Origin of the sequence: Roseovarius litorisediminis (assembly GCF_900172295.1) — a bacterium.
Taxonomy (GTDB): domain Bacteria; phylum Pseudomonadota; class Alphaproteobacteria; order Rhodobacterales; family Rhodobacteraceae; genus Roseovarius; species Roseovarius litorisediminis.
Window position 1 is genome coordinate 59166 of record NZ_FWFL01000004.1, and the last position, 22176, is coordinate 81341.

The following is a 22176-nucleotide window of genomic DNA, read 5'->3' on the forward strand; positions in this document are numbered from 1 at the left end:
GTGATATCTGCAAATTCCATGAAATTTTATTGACAAAAATCAATCCGGATCATCGGGCACCCGCTACTCCTTTTATCATGGATATGATCACACAAAAATTCCTGGATCGCGCAGACGCAGGCCGAGTATTGGCCAGGCTTCTGACGGAAATGGAACTGGATCGCCCGCTGATCTATGCCTTGCCGCGCGGCGGCGTGCCCGTGGCCGTCGAAGTTGCAAAAAGGCTCGGTGCACCGCTTGATCTGCTGCTTGTCCGCAAGATCGGCGCGCCGCGCAATCCCGAAGTCGCCCTTGGCGCATTGGTAGAGGGCGCGGAGGAGCAGATCGTCATCAACGAAGATGTCCGGCGCGCGTCAGGGGCAGATGAGGCCTATATCGCGCGGGCGGTGGCCGACCAGAGAGCCGAGCTTGAGCGGCGCAAGGCGCTCTACCTCGGCAACCGGACGCGCCCGGATCCGAGCGGCCGCACCGTTGTTGTCATCGATGACGGATTGGCAACCGGCGCCACCATGAAGGCGGCGCTGATCGGGTTGAAACGCTCTGGCCCGGCGCGCATCGTAGTGGCCCTGCCCGTTGCTCCCAAGTCGGCATTGCGGGAAATATATGATCAGGCCGACGATATCATCTGCGTTCATCCGGTCACCGCCTTTCTGGGTGTCGGCGCATTCTACAAAGACTTTCACCAGTTGTCGGACGACGAAACGGTCAGGCTGCTCAACTCGGTCGGGACCGCCTCTTCGCAAGAGGCCCAGAGCATCCACAAGAGACAGGTGGCCATTCCGCCCCTGGGCCTGATCGGCGACCTGGCGGTTCCCAAAAACCCGCGCGGCATCATCCTTTTTGCCCATGGAAGCGGGTCCAGCCGCCGAAGCCCCCGAAACACCTACGTTGCCGAAAAATTCAATGATGAAGGCTTTGCAACGCTTCTGTTCGACCTCTTGACACCCGAGGAAGGCAAAGACCGTCGCAATGTCTTTGACATCCCCCTGCTCGCGGATCGCGTGGTCGAAGCGTCGATGTGGATCACGTCAGAACCCGACCTTGAGGATCTTCCGCTGGGCGTCTTCGGGGCAAGTACAGGTGCCGCGGCGGCGCTTGTGGCCGCCGCAGAGCTCAGAGGCAGAGTTGGCGCAGTCGTGTCGCGGGGGGGGCGCCCGGATCTGGCCCTGGAATTTCTACCGCAGGTCCAGGGCGCCACGCTGCTTATCGTCGGCGGCCGGGACACCGAGGTCATAGAGTTGAACAAACAGGCGCTTGCGGCGCTGAGGTGCGAAAAGAAGCTGGCGATCGTTCCGGGTGCGGCTCACCTCTTCGAGGAACCGGGCACGCTGGACGTTGTCATAGATCATGCCGCCGACTGGTTCAGGACGCATCTGCGGGCGACGCCACTCGAAATCCCCACAGCGGTAGCGAAACCTGAGCCCGAGACGGCACTGTCCCCCCTCAGGGCCGCCGCCGAACCATTGCCTGCGATAAATGATCCCGCCTTTGCTCAGGCATTTGACCGATTTGGCTCAAAACGTGTTGTTCTTCTGGGCGAGGCGTCCCATGGAACCTCGGAATTCTACCGCGCCCGCGCCGCCATCACGCGGCGACTGATCGAAGACCACGGCTTTTCCATCGTGGCCGTCGAAGCCGACTGGCCCGACGCCGCGAGCGTTGATCACCACATCCGTCAAAAACCATACCAGGCGATGCAGGACACGCCCTTTGCGCGGTTCCCGACATGGATGTGGCGCAACGAAGAATTCGCGGCGTTCACACGCTTTTTGAAGCAACATAATCACGCCAAGGCCATGGCCGAGCGCGTCGCGTTCTATGGCCTTGACCTCTACAACATGAACGCGTCAATCGCAGAGATTCTCGCCTATCTGGATCGTGTGGACGAAAAAGCTGCCGCAGTGGCCCGTTCGCGTTTTGCCTGCCTTGCGCCCTGGTCAAGCAACCCTGCCGCTTATGGGCGGGCGGCTTTGACGCCGCAGTTCACGGTCTGCGAAAAAGCAGTGACGCAAATCCTGATCGACTTGCTGAAAAGAAAACTGGAATACACCGCCAAAGACGGCGATCAGTTTTTTGACGCGACGCAAAATGCCCGGCTCGTGGCAAATGCCGAGCGATATTACCGGGTTATGTATTATGGCTCGCACCTGTCGTGGAACCTGCGCGACCAGCACATGTTCCAGACCCTCAAGCAAATCCTCGACCATGCCGGACCAGACAAAAAGGCCGTTATCTGGGCTCATAATTCCCACATCGGGGACGCACGACAGACCGACATGGGGCGCAGCCGGGGCGAATTGAATATCGGACAACTCTGTCGCGAGGAATACGGCGAAGACGCCGCTCTTATCGGCTTTGGAACCGCGTCCGGCACTGTTGCGGCGGCGTCGGAGTGGGACAGCCCGATGGAGATCAAGACAATCCGCCCGCCGCTTCCCGGCAGCTTTGAGGCGATCTGCCACGACGTTGATCTTGAACGGTTCCTTTGGGACTTCAAAAAGGATCAACCGGCTGCATTCCTCGATCTGATGGCCCAGCCCCGGCTCGAGCGCTTCATCGGCGTGATCTATCGCCCGGAAACCGAGAGGGCGAGCCACTACAGCTATGCGGACCTGTCCAGACAATACGACGCCTTTGTCTGGTTCGACCGGACGCAGGCGCTGACACCTCTCCCGACTCTGACACAGAAGGAAGAAGACGAGACTTATCCCTTCGGCCTGTGATCCTGTCCAAAGGGTTTTCGAGGAACCAGCAATCAACGGAACGGATACTAAAATGAACAGCGAAACCGGTTCATTTTTCTTGGTCTCTGACCTCTTGGCAGGGTTCTTGACAACGGGCGGATTGCTTCCCACCTCATTTGCAGGAGATGCCATGAAAGGGTCTCCGGATCGTGGAATTGCGGGGGGCAGGCGCGCCGCTGCCATTTTCACAGCTGCACCCGAACTCGGTGGCAAAAACAAATGGCCGCCGATCTGTTTGACCACTCAGCATTCCCGATCGGAACCAATTCAAACGACATCTCTCGCAGTCCGGCTGCCACGTTCGCATGCCACGGGTCGGTCATTCGTACCTGCCCGCTGTCGATCAGGCAGCCGTCATTGGACGCAACAAAACCTACAGCCAAAAGGAGCGCCTAAATGTTACAGACCACGTATTTGCCATGGAGTTACAACGATCCTTTCGCCGACATGCGTCGACTGCAGGGAGCGATGAACCGGCTTTTTGACGGCGGCCGGTCCTCCGAGCGGTCAGGGGCCTATCCGTCCGTAAACTTCTGGGTTGGCCAGGACAGCGTCGTCATGTCCGCTGAACTTCCGGGGCTCACCGATCAGGACATCGAACTGACCGTGAAGGATACGATGATTTCCCTTCGCGGCACCTACCCGGAACCAGAGACAGGCGATGACATCCGCTGGCACCGCCGCGAGCGTCCAGCCGGATCGTTCCTGCGTTCGATCGAGCTTCCCTTCCGGATCGACCCCGACCACATCGACGCGCGCTTTGAAAATGGTGTGCTGACTGTCGAAATGCAGCGGCCGGAAGACGACAGGCCCAAGCACATCCAGATCAAATCATCCTGAACGCAGACGCAAAAGGAGGAAAAACATGGCACAGGAACTCAAGCCACAAGCCGCAGGCACCGTCGCCCGATCAAACGGTGAAACAGAGCCCGCGACGCTTACCTTCACGCCAGCGGTCGATATCTTTGAGAAGGGTGACACCACCGTCATAATAGCCGACATGCCCGGTGTGGCATCCGACGGTGTGGACGTCACGCTGGAGAGACAGGTTCTGACATTGCGCGGCACCGTTAAACCCCAAGCGCCGGAAGGGTATCGCCGCCTGTCTTCGGAGTACCGCGAAGGCGACTATCTTCGGGTCTTCACCCTGTCCGACAACATCGATCAGGCCAAGATCAATGCCGAGTTCAGGAATGGCGTTCTGCGGCTTGAATTGCCGCACGCAGCCGAAGCCAAGCCAAAGAAGATATCGGTAAAGGCAGCGTGACGCGCCATCGTAGATTTTCAACGCAATCAAGGAGAAACCATCATGCAGATCAAGGATCTTATTCCCTGGGGACATGACAAGGAGACCAGCCGCGCAAACGAAAACGGTACATCGAGCAATCCTCTGGTATCGCTGCAACGCGACATAAACCAGGTGTTCGAGGATTTTTGGCACAAGGTCGAAAACGGCTGGAATGGCGATGAAAGCGTGGTGGGAATGTTTGGTCCAAGCACCGATGTCACCGAAACCGACAAAAGCGTGAACGTCTCCGTCGAATTGCCCGGAATGACGGAAGAAGACATCGACATATCCCTGTCCGGCAATTCGATGACGATCCGTGGCGAAAAGAAGATCGAGCACGAAGAGGAACACAAGGGCGTTTACATGTCCGAACGCCACTACGGCTCGTTCCATCGCACGGTGCCCCTGCCCGCCGGTATCGACCCTGACAAGGCTGAAGCGACCTACAAGAACGGCGTGCTGACAGTCAGCCTTCCCAAGACCGAAGAGGCGCTGGCAAACATCAAACGCATTCCCGTGAAAGCCGCCTGAAACATGCGAGGGGCCGGGCTTCTCCCGGCCTCTTGCTCTCGTCTGAAGGAGAGATGAAATGGCTAAAGTTGTTTCTCGTCTGGGCCAGACGCTGGCCGCGATCCTGGTCTTTTCGATGACCTTCGCAGCGCCCGGCATGTCGCAGACCGCTGATCGACCCTTGTACCTAAACGAAGACGGGCTGCCGACACTGGCGCCTTTGTTGGCCGAGGTGACGCCAGCCGTTGTCAACATCTCCGTCGAAAGCAGTCGCTCTGTCGAGATGAACCCGCTGTTCAACGACCCGTTCTTTCGGCGTTTCTTCGACCTGCAACCGCCGCCGCAACAGCCGCAGCGCCGTCAGCAGATGAGCGCGGGTTCTGGCGTAATCATTGATGCAGAAAAAGGCTACGTGCTGACCAACCATCATGTCGTGGAGAACGGCGACCGCATTACCGTAACGCTCAAGGACCGCCGCCAATTTGACGCGGAACTGGTCGGGAGCGACCCCGGAACGGACGTTGCCCTGGTGAAAATCGACGCCGAAAACCTTACCGCCCTCGACCTGGGCGACAGCGATCGTTTGCAGGTGGGGGATTACGTTCTGGCAATCGGCAATCCCTTCGGCCTTGGTCAGACAGTGACCTCGGGCATCGTCAGCGCCTTGGGGCGGAGCGGCCTCAATATCGAAGGATACGAGGATTTCATCCAGACCGATGCCTCGATCAATCCCGGTAATTCCGGCGGTGCCCTGGTCACGTTGGACGGGCGTCTTGTGGGGGTCAACACCGCGATCATCGCGCCATCGGGAGGCAATGTCGGTATCGGTTTTGCGGTGCCTGCAAACATGGCCAAGGCGGTCGTCGATCAACTTATCGAATTTGGCGAGGTGCAGCGCGGCCTGCTCGGTGTGACGATACAGGATTTCACCCCTGATCTTGGGCAGGCGCTCGGAATCGAAGCCGGTGCGGGTGCAGTGGTCACGCAGGTCGAACCGGACAGCGCGGCCGAAGCGGCCGGATTGCAGCCCGGCGACCTGATCGTGTCCGTTGATGGCCGCCCCGTGGCCGGATCCGCCGATCTGCGCAGCCAGATCGGATTGAAGCGGACCGGCCGAAGCATCGAGATCGGGATCATCCGCAACGGCGAGCGGCAGACTGTGGTGGCAACCCTGCGACGCGGACCGCAAGGCGGCCCCCAGGCAGGTGGTCACGGGCTGGAATGGCTGTCCGGAGCAGACCTCCGCAATCTTGAGCCGGGCGACCCGCTTTACGGCGAGATGCCCGGTGTCTTGGTGGTTAGGCTGGAATCTGACAGTCGTGCCGCGCGGTCGGGCCTCGAGGCCGGCGATATCATCCTCGCCGTCAACCGCGTGCCTGTCGCATCGGTTGCCGAGTTGCGCGAACAACTCGCGAAAGTCGACCGGGCACTCGCCTTGACGATTCAACGCGGATCAGCCCGCATTTTTCTGATCATGCGCTGACACGGCAACATTAAAAATGGAGGGCGGAATGAAGGAGAATGACAAAGAGGTCGACACTGCGGCCAAAGGCGGCATCCCCGAACAACCGGACCCGGACACCGACGCAGTGGACCGGGACGCCAAAATCGCAGCCCTGACCGACAAGTGGAAAAGAGCGCTCGCAGAGGCCGAGAACGCGCGCAAACGCGCCGATGCGTCTCGCCTTGATGGGCGCGAGCATGGCATTTCACTGGCCGTGGACGCCCTTGCCCCCGCATTGGATGCGGTTTTTCTGGCCCTTGAAACGGCCCGCAGGATTCCCGAAGCGGACAACCCTTGGATCAAGGCACATCTGGAGGGCCTGTCAACGATCAAAACGGCGTTTGAAACCGGACTGAAGGCCCTTGGGGTCACGATGATTGCCCCCAAGGATACGCCGTTCGACCCGGAACTGCATGAAGCCATGCAAATAAAGGAAACAGACGAGATGAAACCGGGCAGTGTCCTGGTTCTGCACCGTCCGGGCTTTGTCCTTGGACGGCGGTTGATCCGCCCCGCACATGTGACAGTCAGTGCCGCGCCAAGCAGCTATGAGAAGGAGTAAGGCCTGCGGCGCGTCTGATCCCCTCGGTGGCCAAATATCTTGACGCCGATCAATCAGCCATTCGCTCTGCCCACTATACTGAAAAGAAAACACATCCAGCACAGGAGACAACCATGGAAATCTCGAAAGCGATGCATGAGAACGCCGACTGGGCCAGCGCTGACACACTTATAAGCGAAATTGCACAAATGATGAAAAAGAAAGATATCGGCGCCGTTCCCATCGGAAAGGACGACAAACTGGTCGGGATGATCACGGATCGCGACATAGCGCTCAGGGTTGTGGCCGCCGGGCGTGATCCGGAAAAGACCAAGGCCGAAGACGTGATGACCAAAGGGATTGTCTATTGCCGGACCACCGAAACTGTCGAGGACGCGATTCACCTGATGGATCAGAAGAAAATCCGTCGACTACCGGTCCTTGACGACAAAAAGCGACTGGTCGGGATGCTCAGCCTTGGTGATGTCGCACATTCTGTCAGCCGCGATCTGTCGGGTGAACTGCTGCTTGCGGTATCCGATCATCATAAATGACCCGAAAGAAAGACGGGCTTTGTCGCGGGTGACCTTCGGTCCAGCACCATCCACTGTTGTGCCCGAACGCGCCAATCCCAAGGGGACATCAGGATGAAGTCACGCCATGTGCAGATGGCGCGATGCGCGCCATTGTCTTGTTGTCCGCATCGGAAATCGTGACACCCGAGTGGTCTCAACCTGCCTCAAGCGACTGCGTTTCGGGCCAGCGGCTCCATGTCGAGGCGGTAATCCTCGGCAATCTGGAAAAGGGTGCCATTGGGTATTTCGTACCAGTCTTCCCCATGCGTGACGGGTTCCGAAGCGATCTCGACCGCCTGATAGTCCGTTGTCGGTTCGTGATGGGCATGCGACTTGCCACAGATCGGGCAGGAAAAGACGTGGTCGCGCTGCAGGTGATAAAGCGACCGGTTCAGGCGCGACCCGACCAGGTGCTCTCCGTCGGTGAGCACGATGTTCAAACCCACCCTGGCATCGGGGTCCACTTCGGCGCACCAGTCGACGATCTGCTCGAGGCCGCGGCGCACGCTGGCCATCAGCCCGTCTTCCGGATGGCGCAGAAAGAGGCTCAGAAGATAGCGAAACACATGCTCGCTGTCAGTCGTTCCCCGGATTTCGGACCGGTGCAGCGGGTCCATATGCTCAAGCATCGGGAAACGCACCCGGTCAAAGTTGGGAAGGGTGCCGTTATGCGCGAAGATCCATCGCCCGTGCACAAAAGGATGCGTGTTTTCAATGCTGGTTCCGCCAACGGTCGCACGCCTGACATGGGCCACGACGGTGCGGGCATAGACCTGCGCCGCCTTGCGGGCGAAATGTTCGCCGTGAAAGGCCGCCCATACCTGTTTTTCAAGGATCGGTACACCGTCAGGGTAATCGGCAATGCCCCAGCCATGACCATGCGCATATCCGCTCATGTCGCTTTCGCTTTGCGCCATCAAGGCATTTTGCGACTTGACCAGACCGCATTCGACCCGCGTCGGTTCATTGGCATGCATGGCATAAAGACGGCACATGATCTCACCTATTGTTTTGCCAGACGTATCTTATCACGCCGCGCGCGGGCGGCATGACATCGCTCAATTGCAGTCGAAAAAACCGCCCTAGGCTGAGTCTGCCCATTGGTTGCGGAGGAACCGGATGAAAGACTGCACGACGATCATCGAGCGCCTGGTCGCCGACGAGCCCGCATTGCTGGGCTCGCTCGATTTCGGGCCTTTCGTGCGTCAGGGCACGGGCCCCGGCCCCTCGGTGCTGATTGGCGATCAATCCGAAATCAGCTTGTTGAGGTCGGCGCAGGAAACGCGCCTCGAGTATCGGATGTCCCATCTGGCCCGATCGAATGACATCGTTCTTGTCCGCAGGCGCGATACCCGGTTCGAAGACTATCTTGCCGGGCATCTCGGGCTTGAGAACCTGACCTTTCTCGAGTTGCACGGATCTGACATCCTGCCGGTTTCGAAACAGGCGCTCGCCTCTTCAGCGCTGATTGAAAGCCTGGCAGGAACCGTGTCACGCAATGGCGGTTTGACGCTGAAATCCTATCTGACGACCGGAAACATCTGGCGGTTGGCCAAGGCCATCGGCGATACCGCGCAACAGGTTGTTCATGTCTGCGGCCCCTCGCCCCGTGTCACGACACGAAGCAATGACAAGCTGTGGTTCTCGCAACTGGCCTGTGCGGTGCTGGGCCGTGACGCGACGCCGCCGACGATGTCGGCCTACGGTCCGGCCGCCGCTGCCGCACTTGTCTCGCACATCAGCAAGCGGGCAGCACAGGTGGTTGTCAAGGTCCCCGACAGCGCCGGCTCTGCAGGAAACGTGCGGGTGAGCAGTACGTTCCTGGCCGACAAAACACTGGCCGAGACACGGGATTTCCTGCTGGAGCGCCTGCACGCCACGGGCTGGCGGGACAGCTATCCTGTCCTTGTCGGCGTTTGGGACGACAATGTCATCTGCACCCCCTCGGCGCAATTGTGGATCCCAAGACCCGACGAAGGAAAACCCATCGTCGAAGGCATTTTCGAACAGACCGTCATGGGCGAGGTCGCGTCTTTCGCCGGAGCCGCCAGAGCGTCCTTGCCGGAGTCTGTTCTGCGCCGCCTTCATGGTGAATCCAAACAGATCGCCGCCGTTCTCCAGCACATCGGATATTATGGGCGGTGCAGCTTTGACGCTGTGCTCGTTACAGGGAAAGACGGGCGCGACAAAATTCACTGGATAGAGTGCAATGGCCGATGGGGGGGCGTATCGATTCCGATGACGGCCGCGGCTGCATCGGGCGACCTGCGGTCGTTCAAGGGGCTTTTGATCGTGCAGGAAAAGCTGAAAGGCAATTGGATCGGGACCGACGAACTGCTCAAACGACTGGATGACCTGCTCTATCGGCATGCCTCGCCTGCTAATGGCATCATCCTTCTTTCACCACCGCCTGCGATACAAGGCACGGTCGTCAACTACATGGTGGTCGCAGACACCCAGGCCGCTGCCCGGACATTGGGAGATCAGGCAATGAACCGGCTGACCTCATCCGCCTGACGGTCCCCTCACTGAGGGGGACAGGCCCACCGCAGCAGACGACAAAGACCTGCGATTGACAAAGATCAACGGGGCTTTCCCTCGCCGGATTATGCTGATGCGGGATCATCTGAAACGTCAGGAGGACAAAATGAAATACGCAATGATGTCACGGCTCGCGCTCGGGTTTTGTGCGTCCATCGTGGCCACGACTGTCGGCACGGCTTCCTTTGCGCAGGAAACAGGCGGGTTCAAAGCCGATCCCACCGAGTTCCTGAATTCCTGCGCCTCCTGCCACGGCAAGGACGGAAAGGGTGCCGGTTTCCTGACCCGCGTTTTCAAGGGCGTCAATCCCGGCGATCTGACCAGGCTGGCCGCCAACAATGATGGCGTCTTTCCCTCGGACCGTGTTTTCGAAGTCATTGACGGCCGGGGGGATATCGAGGCACACGGAGATCGCAAGATGCCGGTCTGGGGCGATCGGTACATGAAATCGGAAATGACCCGCCATGGCCCGGACGAGATGAACGAATTCAGGGTCCGCACACGCATTCTGGAGCTGAGCCACTTCCTGCAATCGATTCAGGAACTGTAAGCAGACTCGCAGGCAATAGCCGGGGCAGAGCTTTTTGAAACCGGCATTTTCAGGCTGGGGGTAAAACACCCCGACTGACATCGGCGACTTGGGACGGGCCGGTTCTTTCTATTCGAGGGACAAAGCGGGCTCGGGTTTCAACGTCATTCCAGCAGCTCTCTCAACGCCTTTGCAAGGTCACGCAAGCTGTACGGCTTGCGCAACAAGGTGTGGCGGGCTTGTGTCGCACCGACGGCTGCCTCGCCGCCGCTGGCATATCCGGTCGCCAGCAGGATCTTGAGCGCGGGATTGATCGCAAGCGCCTGATCCGCGACCTGAAAACCGTTCAGGCCACCGGGCATCACCACATCCGACAGGACCAGATCAATCCCGTCATTACCGCGAATAATCTCAAGCGCGGCGGGCCCGTTTTCTGCGGCCAGGGTCTCATAGCCCAAATCTTCCAGACGGGTCACCGTTAGCCGCCGAACCCTAGGGTCATCCTCAACCACCAGAATGGTCTCGTTGCGCGATTTCGGAACGGCACTTTCAACAGGTTCCGCAACTGCCGTAGCCCCCTTGGCGGCGGGCGGAAGATAGAGCGTGACCGTCGTGCCCACCCCCTCTTCGCTGTAAATCGCCACATGGCCACCGGACTGTTTTGCAAAACCGTAGATCATGCTCAGGCCAAGCCCCGACCCCGCGCCAACACCCTTGGTGGTGAAAAACGGCTCGAACGCGCGGGCCATCACCTCGGGTGGCATGCCGGTGCCAGTGTCGGTGACAGACAGGGCGACATAATCACCGGGTTCAACATCGACCTGCGTGGCAGCGTAATCCCTGTCCAGCGTCACGTTCTTGGTCTCGATCGTCAGGGTGCCGCCGTTGGGCATCGCGTCACGGGCGTTGATGGCGAGGTTCAGAATGGCGTTTTCGATCTGGCCGGGGTCGGTCAACGTCAGTTTCAGATCGTCGGCCAGATCGGTTTCGACCGATATGTCATCCCCCAGCGTCCTTTTCAGAAGAGGTTGGACCGATCGCACCAGATCATTGAGCGGCACAGTTTCCGATTCAAGCGTCTGCTTGCGGGAAAACGCCAGCAATTGCGCGGTCAGCTTTGCGCCAAGGTCGGAGGCTTCCAGCGCCTCTTGCAACAGGTCCTTCTTCGGGAAATCACCCAGATTCATCTCGAGCAATTCCAGATTGCCGATGATCACTGTCAGCAGGTTGTTGAAATCATGGGCAAGGCCACCGGTAAGCTGCCCGACGGCCTCCATTTTCTGGGCCCTATGCAAGGCGTCGCGGCGTTTCATGTCCTCTGTCAGATCATGCAGGATACCGGTAAAGTTCCGTTCGCCGTCAATCCACCATTCGGCAACGGTGAGCCGGATCGGCACCTCGGTGCCATCCTTGTGGCGCGCGTTCATCTCTCGGCCGATCCCGATGATCTTTTTTTCTCCGGTGGCCTTGTACTGAGCTATGTAGTCATCGTGCTGATGCCGGTGCGGTTCCGGCATCAGCATCTTGACGTTCTGGCCAATCATCTCTGTCGGCGTATACCCCAAAATGGTTTGAGCCGCCGGGCTGTAGCTTGTTACAGTGCCTTGATCATCAATCGTGATAATCGCCTCCGGGGCGGCATTCAGGACCGCCCTCAGGCGTGCCTCGCGTTCTTCAAGGCGATGTTGGATCTCAAGCCGCTCTGTCGCATCCTCCAAAACCATGAGAATGTGATCACGACCGCCCGTGCTGTCTTTTATCTGGCGGGCGTTGACCAACATCGTCCGGGCCCCTTTGCCCTTGATGTTGACGACGATCTCATGCCTTTCGACTGTCGTTTTCTCGGGTAGAATGCGTTCCAGCAGTCTGCGCAGGGGCGGCTGATCCAACTGACCGTCGTGCAAAGCAAACAGCGTCTTGCCTTCGGTGTCTTCAGGTGTTGTCTCAAATGCCCTTAAAAAAGAAAGACTTGCTTTGACGACATTGAGGTTTTCATCCAGCACAAGCATCGGCTCGCGTACGGTTCCGACGATGGCTTCGGCGAATTGCAACGCGCCTTCATATGCTTGTTGCAAGGCCTTTACATCGGTGACTTCGGAGAAGGTGATGACCACGCCATCAATCTTCCCGTCCTGAGTCCGGTAAGGCAGAATGCGCCTGATGAACCATTTGTCGCCATCGGCCCGCACCTCCAGTTCACTTGGAGTCAGGTCCTGCAGAACCTTTAAGCCATCTTCCAGCAACTTCGGATCTTCTATCTTGCCGGTGATATCGCTGAAGGGGCGGCCCACATCATTGGCGATGACGTTGAAAAGCTTTCGAGTCGCGGGTGTGAAGCGCATGATTTTCAGATCGCGGTCCAGAAACACGGTCGCAATTCCGGAACTGGACAGAAGGTTATTCAGATCGTCCGTCAGTTGCCGCTCGTCCTCGACCTTTTGCTGAAGCTCGGTATTGAGGGTCGTCAGCTCTTCGTTCAGCGATTGCAGTTCTTCCTTGGAGGTTTCCAGTTCTTCATTGGTCGACTGGAACTCTTCGTTCATCGACATCGCTTCTTCGTTCGACGCCTTCAGCTCTTCGGTCGAATGTTCGTATTCCCGGATGGTATTCTGCAACTCACGACGGGTTGCCTCCAGTTCCTGTTCAAGTTGGGTGTGAAGGGCGCTGCCTTTGGAAACTTCCTCAGAAGCAATTGATGCTTCTCTGACAGGCTTGTCCGCGAACGTCACAAGCACCAGCTTGATCCCGTCCACGACCATCGGATGCGCAGCGATTGAGACAGGAACGTTATGTCCCGCACGCGTCACGTTTCCCGACGCAGTCGCATCCCGATCGGTTTTGAACGCCCGACGGATCGTACTGCCAAGTTTTGCGCGCAAGCCGTCGCGGGCCATGTCCAGCAAATCCTGGCTGGCCTCGCCGGTTGGCACCTTGAGGTACTGATCCGCCGGGCCCTGCACAAACAGCGTTTCCATGCGCGCGTCGATCAGAACGGCCGCTGGCGCATAGCGATCGACCAACAGTTTGTTACTGAGTTCGGCAAGACGCAGTCCACGGCTTGCTTCGGCGCTGCGCATCGCGGGCGTGGTCTGCCCGAAGGCAGGGTTAATTGTGACCGGGAAATCAAAATGGCGATGCAGCCCGCCCCCGACCCGTTTGTACAATCTGTGTTTCTTGGAAACCGGCTTAAAGAAAACCTCATGATTGTTTGCTGTTTCGGACGATCCCAGAAACAGCAGCCCGCCTTCATTCAGGGCGAAATGGAACATCTGGATGACCCGTTCCTGCGCCTGCTGGTTCAGATAGATCAGCAAGTTACGGCAAGAGATCAGGTCGAGCTTGGAGAACGGCGCATCGGCAAGAATGTTCTGATGCGCAAAGACGACCGCTTCGCGCAGTTCCGACCTCACGCGATAGGAATGGTCCTCTTTTTCGAAAAAGCGGCGCAGTCGCTCGGGCGAGACATCGCCGACGATGGAATCGGGATAAACGCCCGTCCGTGCGATGGACAGCGCATGTTCATCGACGTCAGATGCAAAGACCTGCAATTTGACGTCCTTGCGCAAGGCTTCGATTTTCTCGATCACCAACATCGCCAGCGAATACGCTTCCTCGCCCGTCGCACAGGCGGGCACCCAGACCCGGATCGGCTTGCCCGGTGCGCAGTTCACGACCAGATCGCGAATGACGTGTTCGGCAAGATACTCGAATACCTCGCGGTCGCGAAAGAAGGCCGTGACGCTGATCAGAAGGTCCGCGCAGAGCTTTTCCGCCTCTTCCGGCGAATCCTTGAGCAACGCCAGGTAGTCCGCTGAACTTTCCAAATGGCGCAGGGCCATGCGCCGCTCGATCCGGCGCAGGAGCGTACCCTCCTTGTAGCATTCGAAATTGATCGGAGTATGGGCCTTCAGAACCGTGATGATCCCGGACAATGCCCCGCGGGCATTCTCGCCCATAGCCTTGGTGCTCGCCCCCTGTTTGATGTAGGGATGCGCCACATAGTCCGAAATGACCGCAGGCATCTCGGCCACAGGCAGTATGTGATCGACCGAGCCCGTTGCAATCGCGCTGCGCGGCATACCATCATGGGCGGCCTCCTTTGGTTCCTGCACCAGAACCATGCCACCGTTTTCCTTGATGCTGCGCAAGCCCGCCGTGCCGTCGCTGCCCGTGCCGGACAGGATGACCGCGACGGCGCTTTGCTTCTGATCTTCGGCAAGTGACCGCAGGAAAAAGTCGATTGGCAGCCGCATTCCGCGCGGTTCAGGCGGTTCCATCAGGCGCAGAACACCGTTTTCGATCCAAAGGAATTCCTTGGGCGGGATGATATAGACATGATCGGGTTTGACAGGTGTGCAGTCCGCCGCAAGCTCCACGGTCATCTTCGTGTGCTTGGACAGCAGATCGGCCATCAGGCTTTTGTGGTTTGGATCCACATGGTGGATGATGACAAAAGCCATGCCCGCCTTATCCGGCATCGCTTCGAAAAAATCGGTGAGTGCCTGCAAGCCGCCGGCAGATGCCCCGAGCCCGATGACCGGCGTCAAAGCCGGAGCAGACTTTGTTTCGGTCGGCTTTGAGCCGGACACCTGATTTCGGTTCGACCGCTTGCGTGAAGGTTTCGCGGCTTCCTCGGCATCGGGTCGAGGTGATGGCTTTTGAGGCTTTCGTGCCATCAGAAAATCTCCGGGTGTCGGCGTTGCGTCCCAAGTGTTATAAAGTTTTGCCAGCCTTGACCAGCATTCCGGCAAGCACTGATCATTTCGCAGCGTCTGCGCATCCCTCACTCAACTTGACCCTGAACGGAAAATGGTCGCAAGGTGTTGATCCAAGTCAATCTTCCTTGGCCAATAGCGCGGAATTGACAGAGTGTTTTTTGAAGTCCTCGTCGGCCAAATGCCGTATTCCGAATGATGGAACATCACGCGTCTGAAGATTTCAATATTCAAACCGATCGTCAGTTTAACCAAAAAATTGCTCAACCGCCAAACGCCCGAAATAGCACACCTGATATAACGTTGTGCAGGAACTGGTAGCGGCAGATGCTGCTTTAACGGAACATGGTATCACGACGCGGATGCACATGGCGCATTTCCTCGTCCAGATCATGACCGAAACCGGCGCGCTAAAACGGCGTGCTCAAAGGAAGACGGCGAGTTGCTGCTGAAGCCCGGCGACAGCTCTCAGTTCGCCGGATCCGACTACGCGTGGCGCAACGACGAGCCAGAGCCGGTGGCGACGATCTGGGTGGTGTCACCGCCGATCTAGTGACCCGCCCCGCTGCGCATTCTATATATCCTTTACCAGACGCAAGGCATCATAGATTGCCGCGTGGGTGTTGCGTGCTGATACGGCGTCGCCAATGCGGAATAGCTGGAAGGTGCCGTTCTCATTGCGCGTCACAGTTTGCGGCGTGCCTGCGATCAGGGCGTCATAGTCGACTTCTCCGCCGTTCGACGCTAGCGGTTTGAGGTCGATATACAGTTCATCCAGCGGCAAGGTGCCGTAGTTTACAACGACCTGATCAACCTCAACCTCGTAGGTATAATCACTGTAATCCGTGCCAATTATCGCGGTCAGTTTGTTTCCGCTAGGCACGACACTCATCAGACGGCGCGTAACGGTAAAGGTCACATCCTTGTCCTGAAGCGAGCGCATGTAGGGCACAAGGTTCATCGCCATCACATCAGGTGAGAAAGTGCGATCCGGCGTCATAATCTCGACTTTAGAACCCGCGTTTGCCGCTATTTCGGCAGCCTGCAGCGCAGGATGATCGCCGCTTTCATCATAAATCAGAACCTTGTCCGCAGGCTTCACATCGCCCGAGATGATATCCCAGGCTGAAACAACATGCGTTTGCACGCCCTTTTGTTCGAACAGCTCCAGGTTCGGCAGCCCCCCAGTTGCGACAATCACCACGTCAGGTTTCAAGGCGGTCACATCGTCCGCCTCGGCCCATGTGTTGAAATGGAATGTCACATCCCGCGCAGCACATTGCGCCATGCGCCAATCGATGATTCCGATCATCTCTCGGCGACGAGGCGATTGTGACGTCAGCCGAACCTGTCCACCCGGCTCGGCTGCAGCCTCGAACACGGTCACGTCATGCCCGCGTTCGGCAGCAACACGCGCCGCTTCAAGACCCGCAGGACCGGCACCGATAATCACAACCTTCTTTGGCGTTTCTGCCTTTGCAATCTCATGTGGCATCGACAATTCGCGCCCTGTGGCGGCGTTATGGATGCACAGCGCGTCACCCGCCTGATAGATGCGATCAAGGCAGTAGGTCGCCCCGACACAAGGGCGGATATCGTCCTCGCGCCCTTCGATAATCTTGCGCACAACATGCGGGTCCGCCATATGGGCGCGGGTCATCCCAACCATATCCAGAAGGCCCGCCTGCACCGCATGGCGCGCGGTGGCCACATCGGGGATGCGGGCCGCATGGAACGTTGGCATTCCCGTCACCTTGCGAACTTCACCGGCAAAATCGAGATGCGGGGCAGATTTCATACCCTGAACCGGGATTACGTCGGTCATGGCGGGGTCGGTGTGAATACGTCCTTTGATGACATTCAAGAAGTCAATCTGGCCCGTCGCGGCAATGCGTTTGGAAATCTCTAACCCTTCGTCGTGGGTAATGCCGCCCTTTTGCGCCTCGTCCGCCGTGTAACGCAGGCCGACAATGAACTCGGTGCCGACACGCTTGCGGATCGCCTCGACCACATCAAGCGGAAATCGCATGCGGTTTTCCAGCGTATCGGCCCCATATGGCCCGACCAGGTCATTGGTCAAAGGCGACCAGAATTGATCGAGCAAATGGCCGTAAACCTGCAGTTCAATCCCGTCCATGCCACCCGATTGCATCCGCTCGGCGGCATCGGCAAATTCGGTGATGATCCGCTCGATATCCCAATCTTCGATGAGTTTGGGAAAGGCGTGGTGCGCAGGTTCGCGGTGCTTTGAGGAGGATACCGAAGGTAGCCAATCCCCCTTGTTCCAATTTGTGCGGCGCCCCAGATGGGTAAGCTGGATCATGACCGCGCAGCCGTGCTCATGCACCGCATCCGTAAGATTCTGAATCCACGGCACAACCTCGTCCTTATAGGCAAGGATGTTGTTGAACACCGGGGGGCTGTCACGGCTTACGGCGGCTGACCCGGCCGTCATCGCAAGGGCAACACCCGCCTTTGCACGTTCGGCATGATAGGCCGCGTAGCGCTCTTTGGGCATGCCATCCTGAGGATAAGCAGGCTCATGACTGGTTGTCATGATCCGATTTCGCAATGTCAGGTGTTTGAGTTGAAATGGCTGGAGTAGCGGGTCGGCCGACATGAGGAAATCCTTTCTGGAGCGAACATTACCTGACACATATGTCAAGTTGATATTTTCCCCAATTGACACAACTGTCAAGTCCTTTAGAAATACGCTATGAAGGATGCTCCGCTCACTCGATCACGCGCAAGCCGGGAGATCTGGCTGAATGCCGCCTATGATCTTTTCGTCACCGAAGGGATCGAAGCAGTCAAGATCATGCCGCTTGCCAAAAAGCTGAAACTGACGCGTACTGGGTTTTATTGGCATTTCAAAGACCTGTCCGAGCTTCATGATGCCATCATCGACATCTGGCAGACCCGCAACACAGGCATTATACTTGAGCGGTGCGCTGCACCTGCACAAAGCTTGTGCGCAGCGCTCTTTAACCTCATCGATTGCTGGATCGACAGTGACCTTTTCGATGCGCCTCTTGATCTTGCGATCCGGAACTGGGCGCGAAATGATGCACGTCTGCAAGCCCTTGTTGACCAATCTGACGAAGTTCGACTAACAGCCGTCAAAGGCCTGTTTGAGCGGTTCGGCAGAATAGGTGACGCCGCCCATTACCGTGCGCTGACAGTGATCTTGACCCAGACCGGCTACTATTCAATGCACGTGGCTGAGCCACGCATGAAACGCGCGGTCGCAGGTTGCCACTATGCAGAGATTTTTGCGGGCGAGGTGCCAACTCAGGCCGAGAAAGAAGCGTTTCTAGATCGCCACCGCTGAGCCAGTTCTTTAGGTCGCTGACGTGCCTTTCCCAGCTTGCCAGAAGGCTGGTATTTGTGGGGCACCAGGTCACCGACTCATGAGTTCGCAACCAGAACCATTGTCGGGAGCAAGGGCTGGATCACCGACCACTCAAAATCCGTCAAATCAAAACGCGCCATGAAACGCCTGCCCTTAGTCAGCAGTGAATCACAACACGTCAGACATTGGAATCCTGTTTATAAGTATGTGACCCAGGGCGGGAAAGCACATCAAAACCAATTGGGGTTTTCTGACCGCAGACCTTCATATGATGATGCGAAGCCGTGGCTTTGTCCGCATAACGGAAAATTTACAAACCGACTGATCCTCTGACGCGTCAGAATTCCTGCTCTCCGCCCTGTTGCCAGGGCTTCACCAGATTGCCAAAGCGGGTGAACTGCGCCTCAAAGCTGAGTTCGACCGTGCCGATGGGGCCGTGGCGCTGTTTGCCGATGATGACTTCGGCCTTGCCGTGCAGGCGTGACATGTCATCCTGCCATGCGGCCATCGCCTCGAGGTTGGCATCATCGGGCTTTTCGCGTTCTTTATAGTATTCGCCGCGGTAAACGAACATCACCACGTCAGCGTCCTGTTCGATGGAGCCGGATTCGCGCAGGTCCGAGAGTTGCGGGCGCTTGTCCTCGCGGGATTCAACCTGGCGCGAGAGTTGCGACAGGGCAATGACGGGGATGTTCAGCTCTTTCGCGATGGCCTTGAGACCCATCGAAATCTCGCCAATCTCTTGCACGCGGTTATCGGACGTGCCGCGCACCAGCTGCAGGTAATCGATAATCAAAAGATCCAGCCCATGCGTGCGCTTAAGGCGCCGGGCGCGGGCGGCAAGTTGAGCGATTGGGATGGCGGCGGTGTCGTCGATGTAAAGCGGGCAGGCCTCAAGAGCCTTGGCCGCATCGACAAAGCGGCGAAATTCAGTTTCGTCCATATCCCCCTGGCGGATCTTATGTGACGAGATTTCGGACGCTTCGGCGAGGATCCGTGCAGCCAGTTGTTCGGCGCTCATCTCAAGCGAGAAAAAGCCGACAACGCCGCCGTCAACCGCGCCTTCGGTGCCGTCGGGATGGGTGCCGCGCTTGTAGGCTTTGGCGACATTGAAGGCGATGTTGGTCGCCAGCGAAGTTTTCCCCATCGACGGACGCCCGGCAAGGATCAGCAGGTCGGATTTGTGCAATCCACCCAGCATCTTGTCCATATCGACCAGATCAGTTGCGATGCCTGCCAGCCCGCCTTCGCGCTGATAAGCAGCGTTGGCGACGTTGACCGCATCGGTGACGGCCTTGAGAAAGGATTGAAAACCCTGTTCGGTCTGTCCCTGCTCGGCCAGTTGATAAAGCGCCTGTTCGGCCTCGACGATCTGTTCTTTGGGTTCTGACGTCACATCAACCTTGGCGGCCTTGGTCGAGATATCCTGCCCCAGACGGATCAATTCGCGGCGGATGGCCAGATCATAGATCATCTGCGCATAATCGCGCACTGCAAACGAACTGATCGCCGCCCCGGCGAGACGTGCAAGATAGGCGGGACCGCCCAGTTCTTTCAGGCCTTCGTCATCTTCCAGAAACGCCTTCAGCGTGACCGGAGAGGCAAGGTTGTTCTTGGCGATGCGAGCCGCCGCGACCTCGTAGATGCGGGCATGGACGGGATCATAGAAATGCTGCGGCCCGATGATGCTGGCGACACGGTCGTAGACATCATTGTTGGTCAGGATCGCGCCCAGCAACTGCTGCTCGGCCTCGGTGGAATGCGGCATGGTATCGGCATTCTGCACCTCGGCACCCGTGGCGTTGAAACTGGCTATTTCGTTCATGCAAATCCCCTGCCTGCCTTGGGGTCGTGTCATACAGATGCCACGCGCGCTGGCGCAACTTGTATATCTCTGTGGATACCCTGTGGATATCATGCAGGGGTATATCTTGCCCTGGAATACCCCAATCAGTCAATATCTGGTAGCTGATCGGCCGCGGGGATAGCCGGGCGTGGCATGGATGACGCAGTGCGATTTAATTTCCCAACGTCCAGCTGATGGGCCGGGACAGGCGACTCAGCTGCGGGCGGCTTGCCAGCCGCGCGGGTCATTGAGGAAGGATTCGACCCCGTCCAGAGTGGCCGCATCAAAGGTTTCTTGTTCGCGGGCTTCGGCCAGTACATCCCACCAGGTGCAGAGGTAATGCAGGTTAACACCATGATCGCTGAGGGTTTTCACGGTTTCGGGAAAGATACCGTAGTAAAAGATCACCGCCGTATGGGCGCAGGTAGCGCCGGTTTCGCGGATCGCATCGACAAAGCTGAGTTTCGAGCCGCCATCGGTGGTCAGGTCCTCGACCAGCAGCACACGTTCGCCCTCGCTCATGGCACCCTCGATCCGGGCATTGCGGCCGTAGCCCTTGGGTTTCTTGCGCACATAGGTCATCGGCAGGGCCATGCGTTCGGCTACGAGGGCGGCAAACGGAATGCCTGCGGTTTCGCCCCCGGCGATGTTGTCAAATGCCTCGAACCCGGCGTTACGCATGATCGTGATCGTCAGGAAATCCATCAGGGTCGCGCGGATACGCGGGTAGCTGATCAGTTTGCGGCAGTCGATATAGGTTGGCGAGGGCAAGCCGCTGGCCAGGGTAAACGGTTCGTCCGCATTGAAATGCACCGCCTTGATCTCAAGCAGCATGCGCGCGGTCAGACGAGCGATTTCCTGGGAGGTGGGATAGGAAGTAGGGATCATCTGGCCGGGCTCCGCTTGTGATTCAACTGACGCTTTCTAGCGCGCCAGTGGGCAGGGGGCCAGAGCGGTTCAGCCGCCTTGCAGGATTTCCGCAAATTTCCCGGCATCGATATTGCCGCCGCTGATAACGGCACCGACGCGCTTGCCCTGCAGCTGATTGCGTTCGGCCATTACGGCGGCCAGGGCGACCGCCCCGGCGCCTTCGGCCACGTTATGGGTGGCTCGGAAGATCAGGCGCATGGCGGATCTGATCTGGTCATCGCTGACTTCGACAATGTGATCGGCGCCTTTATTGATCAGGTCCACGGCCTGAGGGTTAGGTTCACGTACGGCAACACCTTCGGCAAAGGTATTGACAGCATTTGTCGGGACGGGATGACCTGCGTCAAAAGACAGGGCATAGGAATTGGCGCCACGGCTGACCACCCCGACAACCCGGGTTTTGAGCCCCAGAAAATCGCGTATGGCCATCACGCCGCATATGCCCGAGCCCAGCCCGATGGGAACGTAAACCACGTCAAGTTCGCCCGCGACGGTGAACAATTCCTGCGCATAGGTGGCAACACCGGCAACCAGATCCTTGTGAAAACTGGGGATCATGTCCAGACCTTCATCGGCTGCCAGTTGCTTGGCAAAGGTGACCGATTCACTAAAATCCTGACCCACCTCCAGCAGGTTCGCCCCAAGGGCGCGCATTGCCGCATTCTTTTCGGGTGAATTGTTTTTAGGCACGACGACTGTGGCCTGGATCCCTTCCAGCCGCGCGGCGTTGGGAATGGACTGGCCGTGATTTCCGGTTGAGGCTGTGATGACGCCGTTCAGCTGGCCGGCGTCTTTGCGGCGGCGCATGTGCACCAGCCCGCCGCGCACCTTGAAGGCCCCCAGGGGCGTTTGATTTTCATGTTTCAGCCAGACGTCACAACCCAGTTCCTGCGCCAGAAGCGGCCAGTTATGTTGCAGCGTCGGCTGGATATGGTCATAGACGATGCTTTGGGCTGTTTCGAATTCGTCTTTGGTGAACATGGATTAGGCTCCAACTGGTGAAAAGACCTGCAATTCAAGCAGCATAGTTTCGTTGTTTGGAACAGGAAAGTTTTCGTTTTAAAAATTACTGAATGGTCGCTTTGAGCTGTGTATTCAATA

Annotated in this window: 16 protein-coding genes; 10 read left to right on the forward strand and 6 right to left on the reverse strand. The window is 58.0% G+C overall.

Annotated features, from left to right (window positions below; translation table 11 throughout):
* The first annotated feature begins 29 nt into the window (after positions 1-29).
* The 7 genes from PEL8287_RS08800 to PEL8287_RS08830 all read left to right on the forward strand — a co-directional run bounded on the left by PEL8287_RS08800 (position 30) and on the right by PEL8287_RS08830 (position 7141).
* Positions 30-2723: an erythromycin esterase family protein gene (locus PEL8287_RS08800; RefSeq protein ID WP_235862258.1), complete on the forward strand. Its 2694-nt coding sequence runs from the start codon at positions 30-32 to the stop codon at positions 2721-2723.
* Positions 2724-3140: 417 nt separating this feature from the next.
* Positions 3141-3584: an Hsp20/alpha crystallin family protein gene (locus tag PEL8287_RS08805; protein WP_085892029.1), complete on the forward strand. Its 444-nt coding sequence runs from the start codon at positions 3141-3143 to the stop codon at positions 3582-3584.
* A gap of 25 nt (positions 3585-3609) precedes the next feature.
* Entirely contained in the window at positions 3610-4011 is a 402-nt protein-coding gene (locus tag PEL8287_RS08810; RefSeq protein ID WP_085892030.1) for an Hsp20/alpha crystallin family protein, read from the forward strand.
* A gap of 42 nt (positions 4012-4053) precedes the next feature.
* Positions 4054-4563, forward strand: coding sequence for an Hsp20/alpha crystallin family protein (locus PEL8287_RS08815; RefSeq protein WP_085892031.1), 510 nt, complete (start codon positions 4054-4056; stop codon positions 4561-4563).
* A gap of 58 nt (positions 4564-4621) precedes the next feature.
* Complete coding sequence (locus PEL8287_RS08820; RefSeq protein WP_085892032.1) at positions 4622-6025, forward strand: DegQ family serine endoprotease; 1404 nt, start codon at positions 4622-4624, stop codon at positions 6023-6025.
* 28 nt (positions 6026-6053) lie between these two features.
* On the forward strand, positions 6054-6608 hold the full coding sequence (locus PEL8287_RS08825; RefSeq protein ID WP_176228596.1) for a nucleotide exchange factor GrpE: 555 nt from the start codon (positions 6054-6056) through the stop codon (positions 6606-6608).
* 113 nt (positions 6609-6721) lie between these two features.
* Complete coding sequence (locus PEL8287_RS08830; RefSeq protein WP_085892309.1) at positions 6722-7141, forward strand: CBS domain-containing protein; 420 nt, start codon at positions 6722-6724, stop codon at positions 7139-7141.
* Positions 7142-7326: 185 nt separating this feature from the next.
* On the opposite strand, the gene PEL8287_RS08835 is transcribed toward PEL8287_RS08830, so the two are convergent.
* The gene (locus PEL8287_RS08835) at positions 7327-8157 is read right to left on the reverse strand and encodes a class II glutamine amidotransferase (RefSeq protein WP_085892034.1); all 831 of its coding nucleotides are present in this window, start codon (positions 8155-8157) and stop codon (positions 7327-7329) included.
* Between the two features lie 124 nt (positions 8158-8281).
* Here PEL8287_RS08835 and PEL8287_RS08840 point away from each other — a divergent pair, with 124 nt between their 5' ends.
* Positions 8282-9679 carry a preATP grasp domain-containing protein gene (locus PEL8287_RS08840; protein WP_085892035.1) on the forward strand — a complete coding sequence of 466 codons (1398 nt, stop codon included), beginning with the start codon at positions 8282-8284 and terminating at the stop codon, positions 9677-9679.
* Between the two features lie 130 nt (positions 9680-9809).
* The gene (locus PEL8287_RS08845; protein ID WP_139837747.1) at positions 9810-10253 is read left to right on the forward strand and encodes a c-type cytochrome; all 444 of its coding nucleotides are present in this window, start codon (positions 9810-9812) and stop codon (positions 10251-10253) included.
* Between the two features lie 143 nt (positions 10254-10396).
* Here PEL8287_RS08845 and PEL8287_RS08850 read toward each other — a convergent pair whose 3' ends face one another.
* Positions 10397-14908 (reverse strand): chemotaxis protein CheB, encoded by a 4512-nt coding sequence (locus tag PEL8287_RS08850; RefSeq protein WP_085892037.1) that lies wholly within the window; start codon positions 14906-14908, stop codon positions 10397-10399.
* Between the two features lie 613 nt (positions 14909-15521).
* On the reverse strand, positions 15522-17567 hold the full coding sequence (locus tag PEL8287_RS08860; RefSeq protein WP_085892038.1) for an NADH:flavin oxidoreductase: 2046 nt from the start codon (positions 17565-17567) through the stop codon (positions 15522-15524).
* A 96-nt stretch (positions 17568-17663) separates the two neighbouring features.
* Here PEL8287_RS08860 and PEL8287_RS08865 point away from each other — a divergent pair, with 96 nt between their 5' ends.
* Positions 17664-18278 (forward strand): TetR/AcrR family transcriptional regulator, encoded by a 615-nt coding sequence (locus tag PEL8287_RS08865; RefSeq protein ID WP_085892039.1) that lies wholly within the window; start codon positions 17664-17666, stop codon positions 18276-18278.
* Positions 18279-18636: 358 nt separating this feature from the next.
* Here the strand turns inward: PEL8287_RS08865 and PEL8287_RS08870 are convergent, their stop codons facing one another.
* From PEL8287_RS08870 to PEL8287_RS08880, 3 genes are all read right to left on the reverse strand, one after another.
* Complete coding sequence (locus tag PEL8287_RS08870; protein WP_085892040.1) at positions 18637-20124, reverse strand: replicative DNA helicase; 1488 nt, start codon at positions 20122-20124, stop codon at positions 18637-18639.
* Between the two features lie 234 nt (positions 20125-20358).
* The gene (locus PEL8287_RS08875) at positions 20359-21033 is read right to left on the reverse strand and encodes an orotate phosphoribosyltransferase (protein ID WP_085892041.1); all 675 of its coding nucleotides are present in this window, start codon (positions 21031-21033) and stop codon (positions 20359-20361) included.
* 69 nt (positions 21034-21102) lie between these two features.
* Entirely contained in the window at positions 21103-22056 is a 954-nt protein-coding gene (locus PEL8287_RS08880; RefSeq protein WP_085892042.1) for a threonine dehydratase, read from the reverse strand.
* Positions 22057-22176: the final 120 nt, after the last annotated feature.

What these genes read in the sequence shown, in the direction of transcription:
- PEL8287_RS08835 (WP_085892034.1), bottom strand. Translation starts at nt 8,157, where the DNA reads ATGTGCCGTCTTTATGCCATGCATGCCAATGAACCGACGCGGGTCGAA.
- PEL8287_RS08860 (WP_085892038.1), bottom strand. Translation starts at nt 17,567, where the DNA reads ATGTCGGCCGACCCGCTACTCCAGCCATTTCAACTCAAACACCTGACA.
- PEL8287_RS08810 (WP_085892030.1), top strand. Translation starts at nt 3,610, where the DNA reads ATGGCACAGGAACTCAAGCCACAAGCCGCAGGCACCGTCGCCCGATCA.
- PEL8287_RS08805 (WP_085892029.1), top strand. Translation starts at nt 3,141, where the DNA reads ATGTTACAGACCACGTATTTGCCATGGAGTTACAACGATCCTTTCGCC.
- PEL8287_RS08815 (WP_085892031.1), top strand. Translation starts at nt 4,054, where the DNA reads ATGCAGATCAAGGATCTTATTCCCTGGGGACATGACAAGGAGACCAGC.
- PEL8287_RS08870 (WP_085892040.1), bottom strand. Translation starts at nt 20,124, where the DNA reads ATGAACGAAATAGCCAGTTTCAACGCCACGGGTGCCGAGGTGCAGAAT.
- PEL8287_RS08865 (WP_085892039.1), top strand. Translation starts at nt 17,664, where the DNA reads ATGAAGGATGCTCCGCTCACTCGATCACGCGCAAGCCGGGAGATCTGG.
- PEL8287_RS08880 (WP_085892042.1), bottom strand. Translation starts at nt 22,056, where the DNA reads ATGTTCACCAAAGACGAATTCGAAACAGCCCAAAGCATCGTCTATGAC.
- PEL8287_RS08820 (WP_085892032.1), top strand. Translation starts at nt 4,622, where the DNA reads ATGGCTAAAGTTGTTTCTCGTCTGGGCCAGACGCTGGCCGCGATCCTG.
- PEL8287_RS08850 (WP_085892037.1), bottom strand. Translation starts at nt 14,908, where the DNA reads ATGGCACGAAAGCCTCAAAAGCCATCACCTCGACCCGATGCCGAGGAA.
- PEL8287_RS08875 (WP_085892041.1), bottom strand. Translation starts at nt 21,033, where the DNA reads ATGATCCCTACTTCCTATCCCACCTCCCAGGAAATCGCTCGTCTGACC.
- PEL8287_RS08825 (WP_176228596.1), top strand. Translation starts at nt 6,054, where the DNA reads ATGAAGGAGAATGACAAAGAGGTCGACACTGCGGCCAAAGGCGGCATC.
- PEL8287_RS08840 (WP_085892035.1), top strand. Translation starts at nt 8,282, where the DNA reads ATGAAAGACTGCACGACGATCATCGAGCGCCTGGTCGCCGACGAGCCC.
- PEL8287_RS08845 (WP_139837747.1), top strand. Translation starts at nt 9,810, where the DNA reads ATGAAATACGCAATGATGTCACGGCTCGCGCTCGGGTTTTGTGCGTCC.
- PEL8287_RS08830 (WP_085892309.1), top strand. Translation starts at nt 6,722, where the DNA reads ATGGAAATCTCGAAAGCGATGCATGAGAACGCCGACTGGGCCAGCGCT.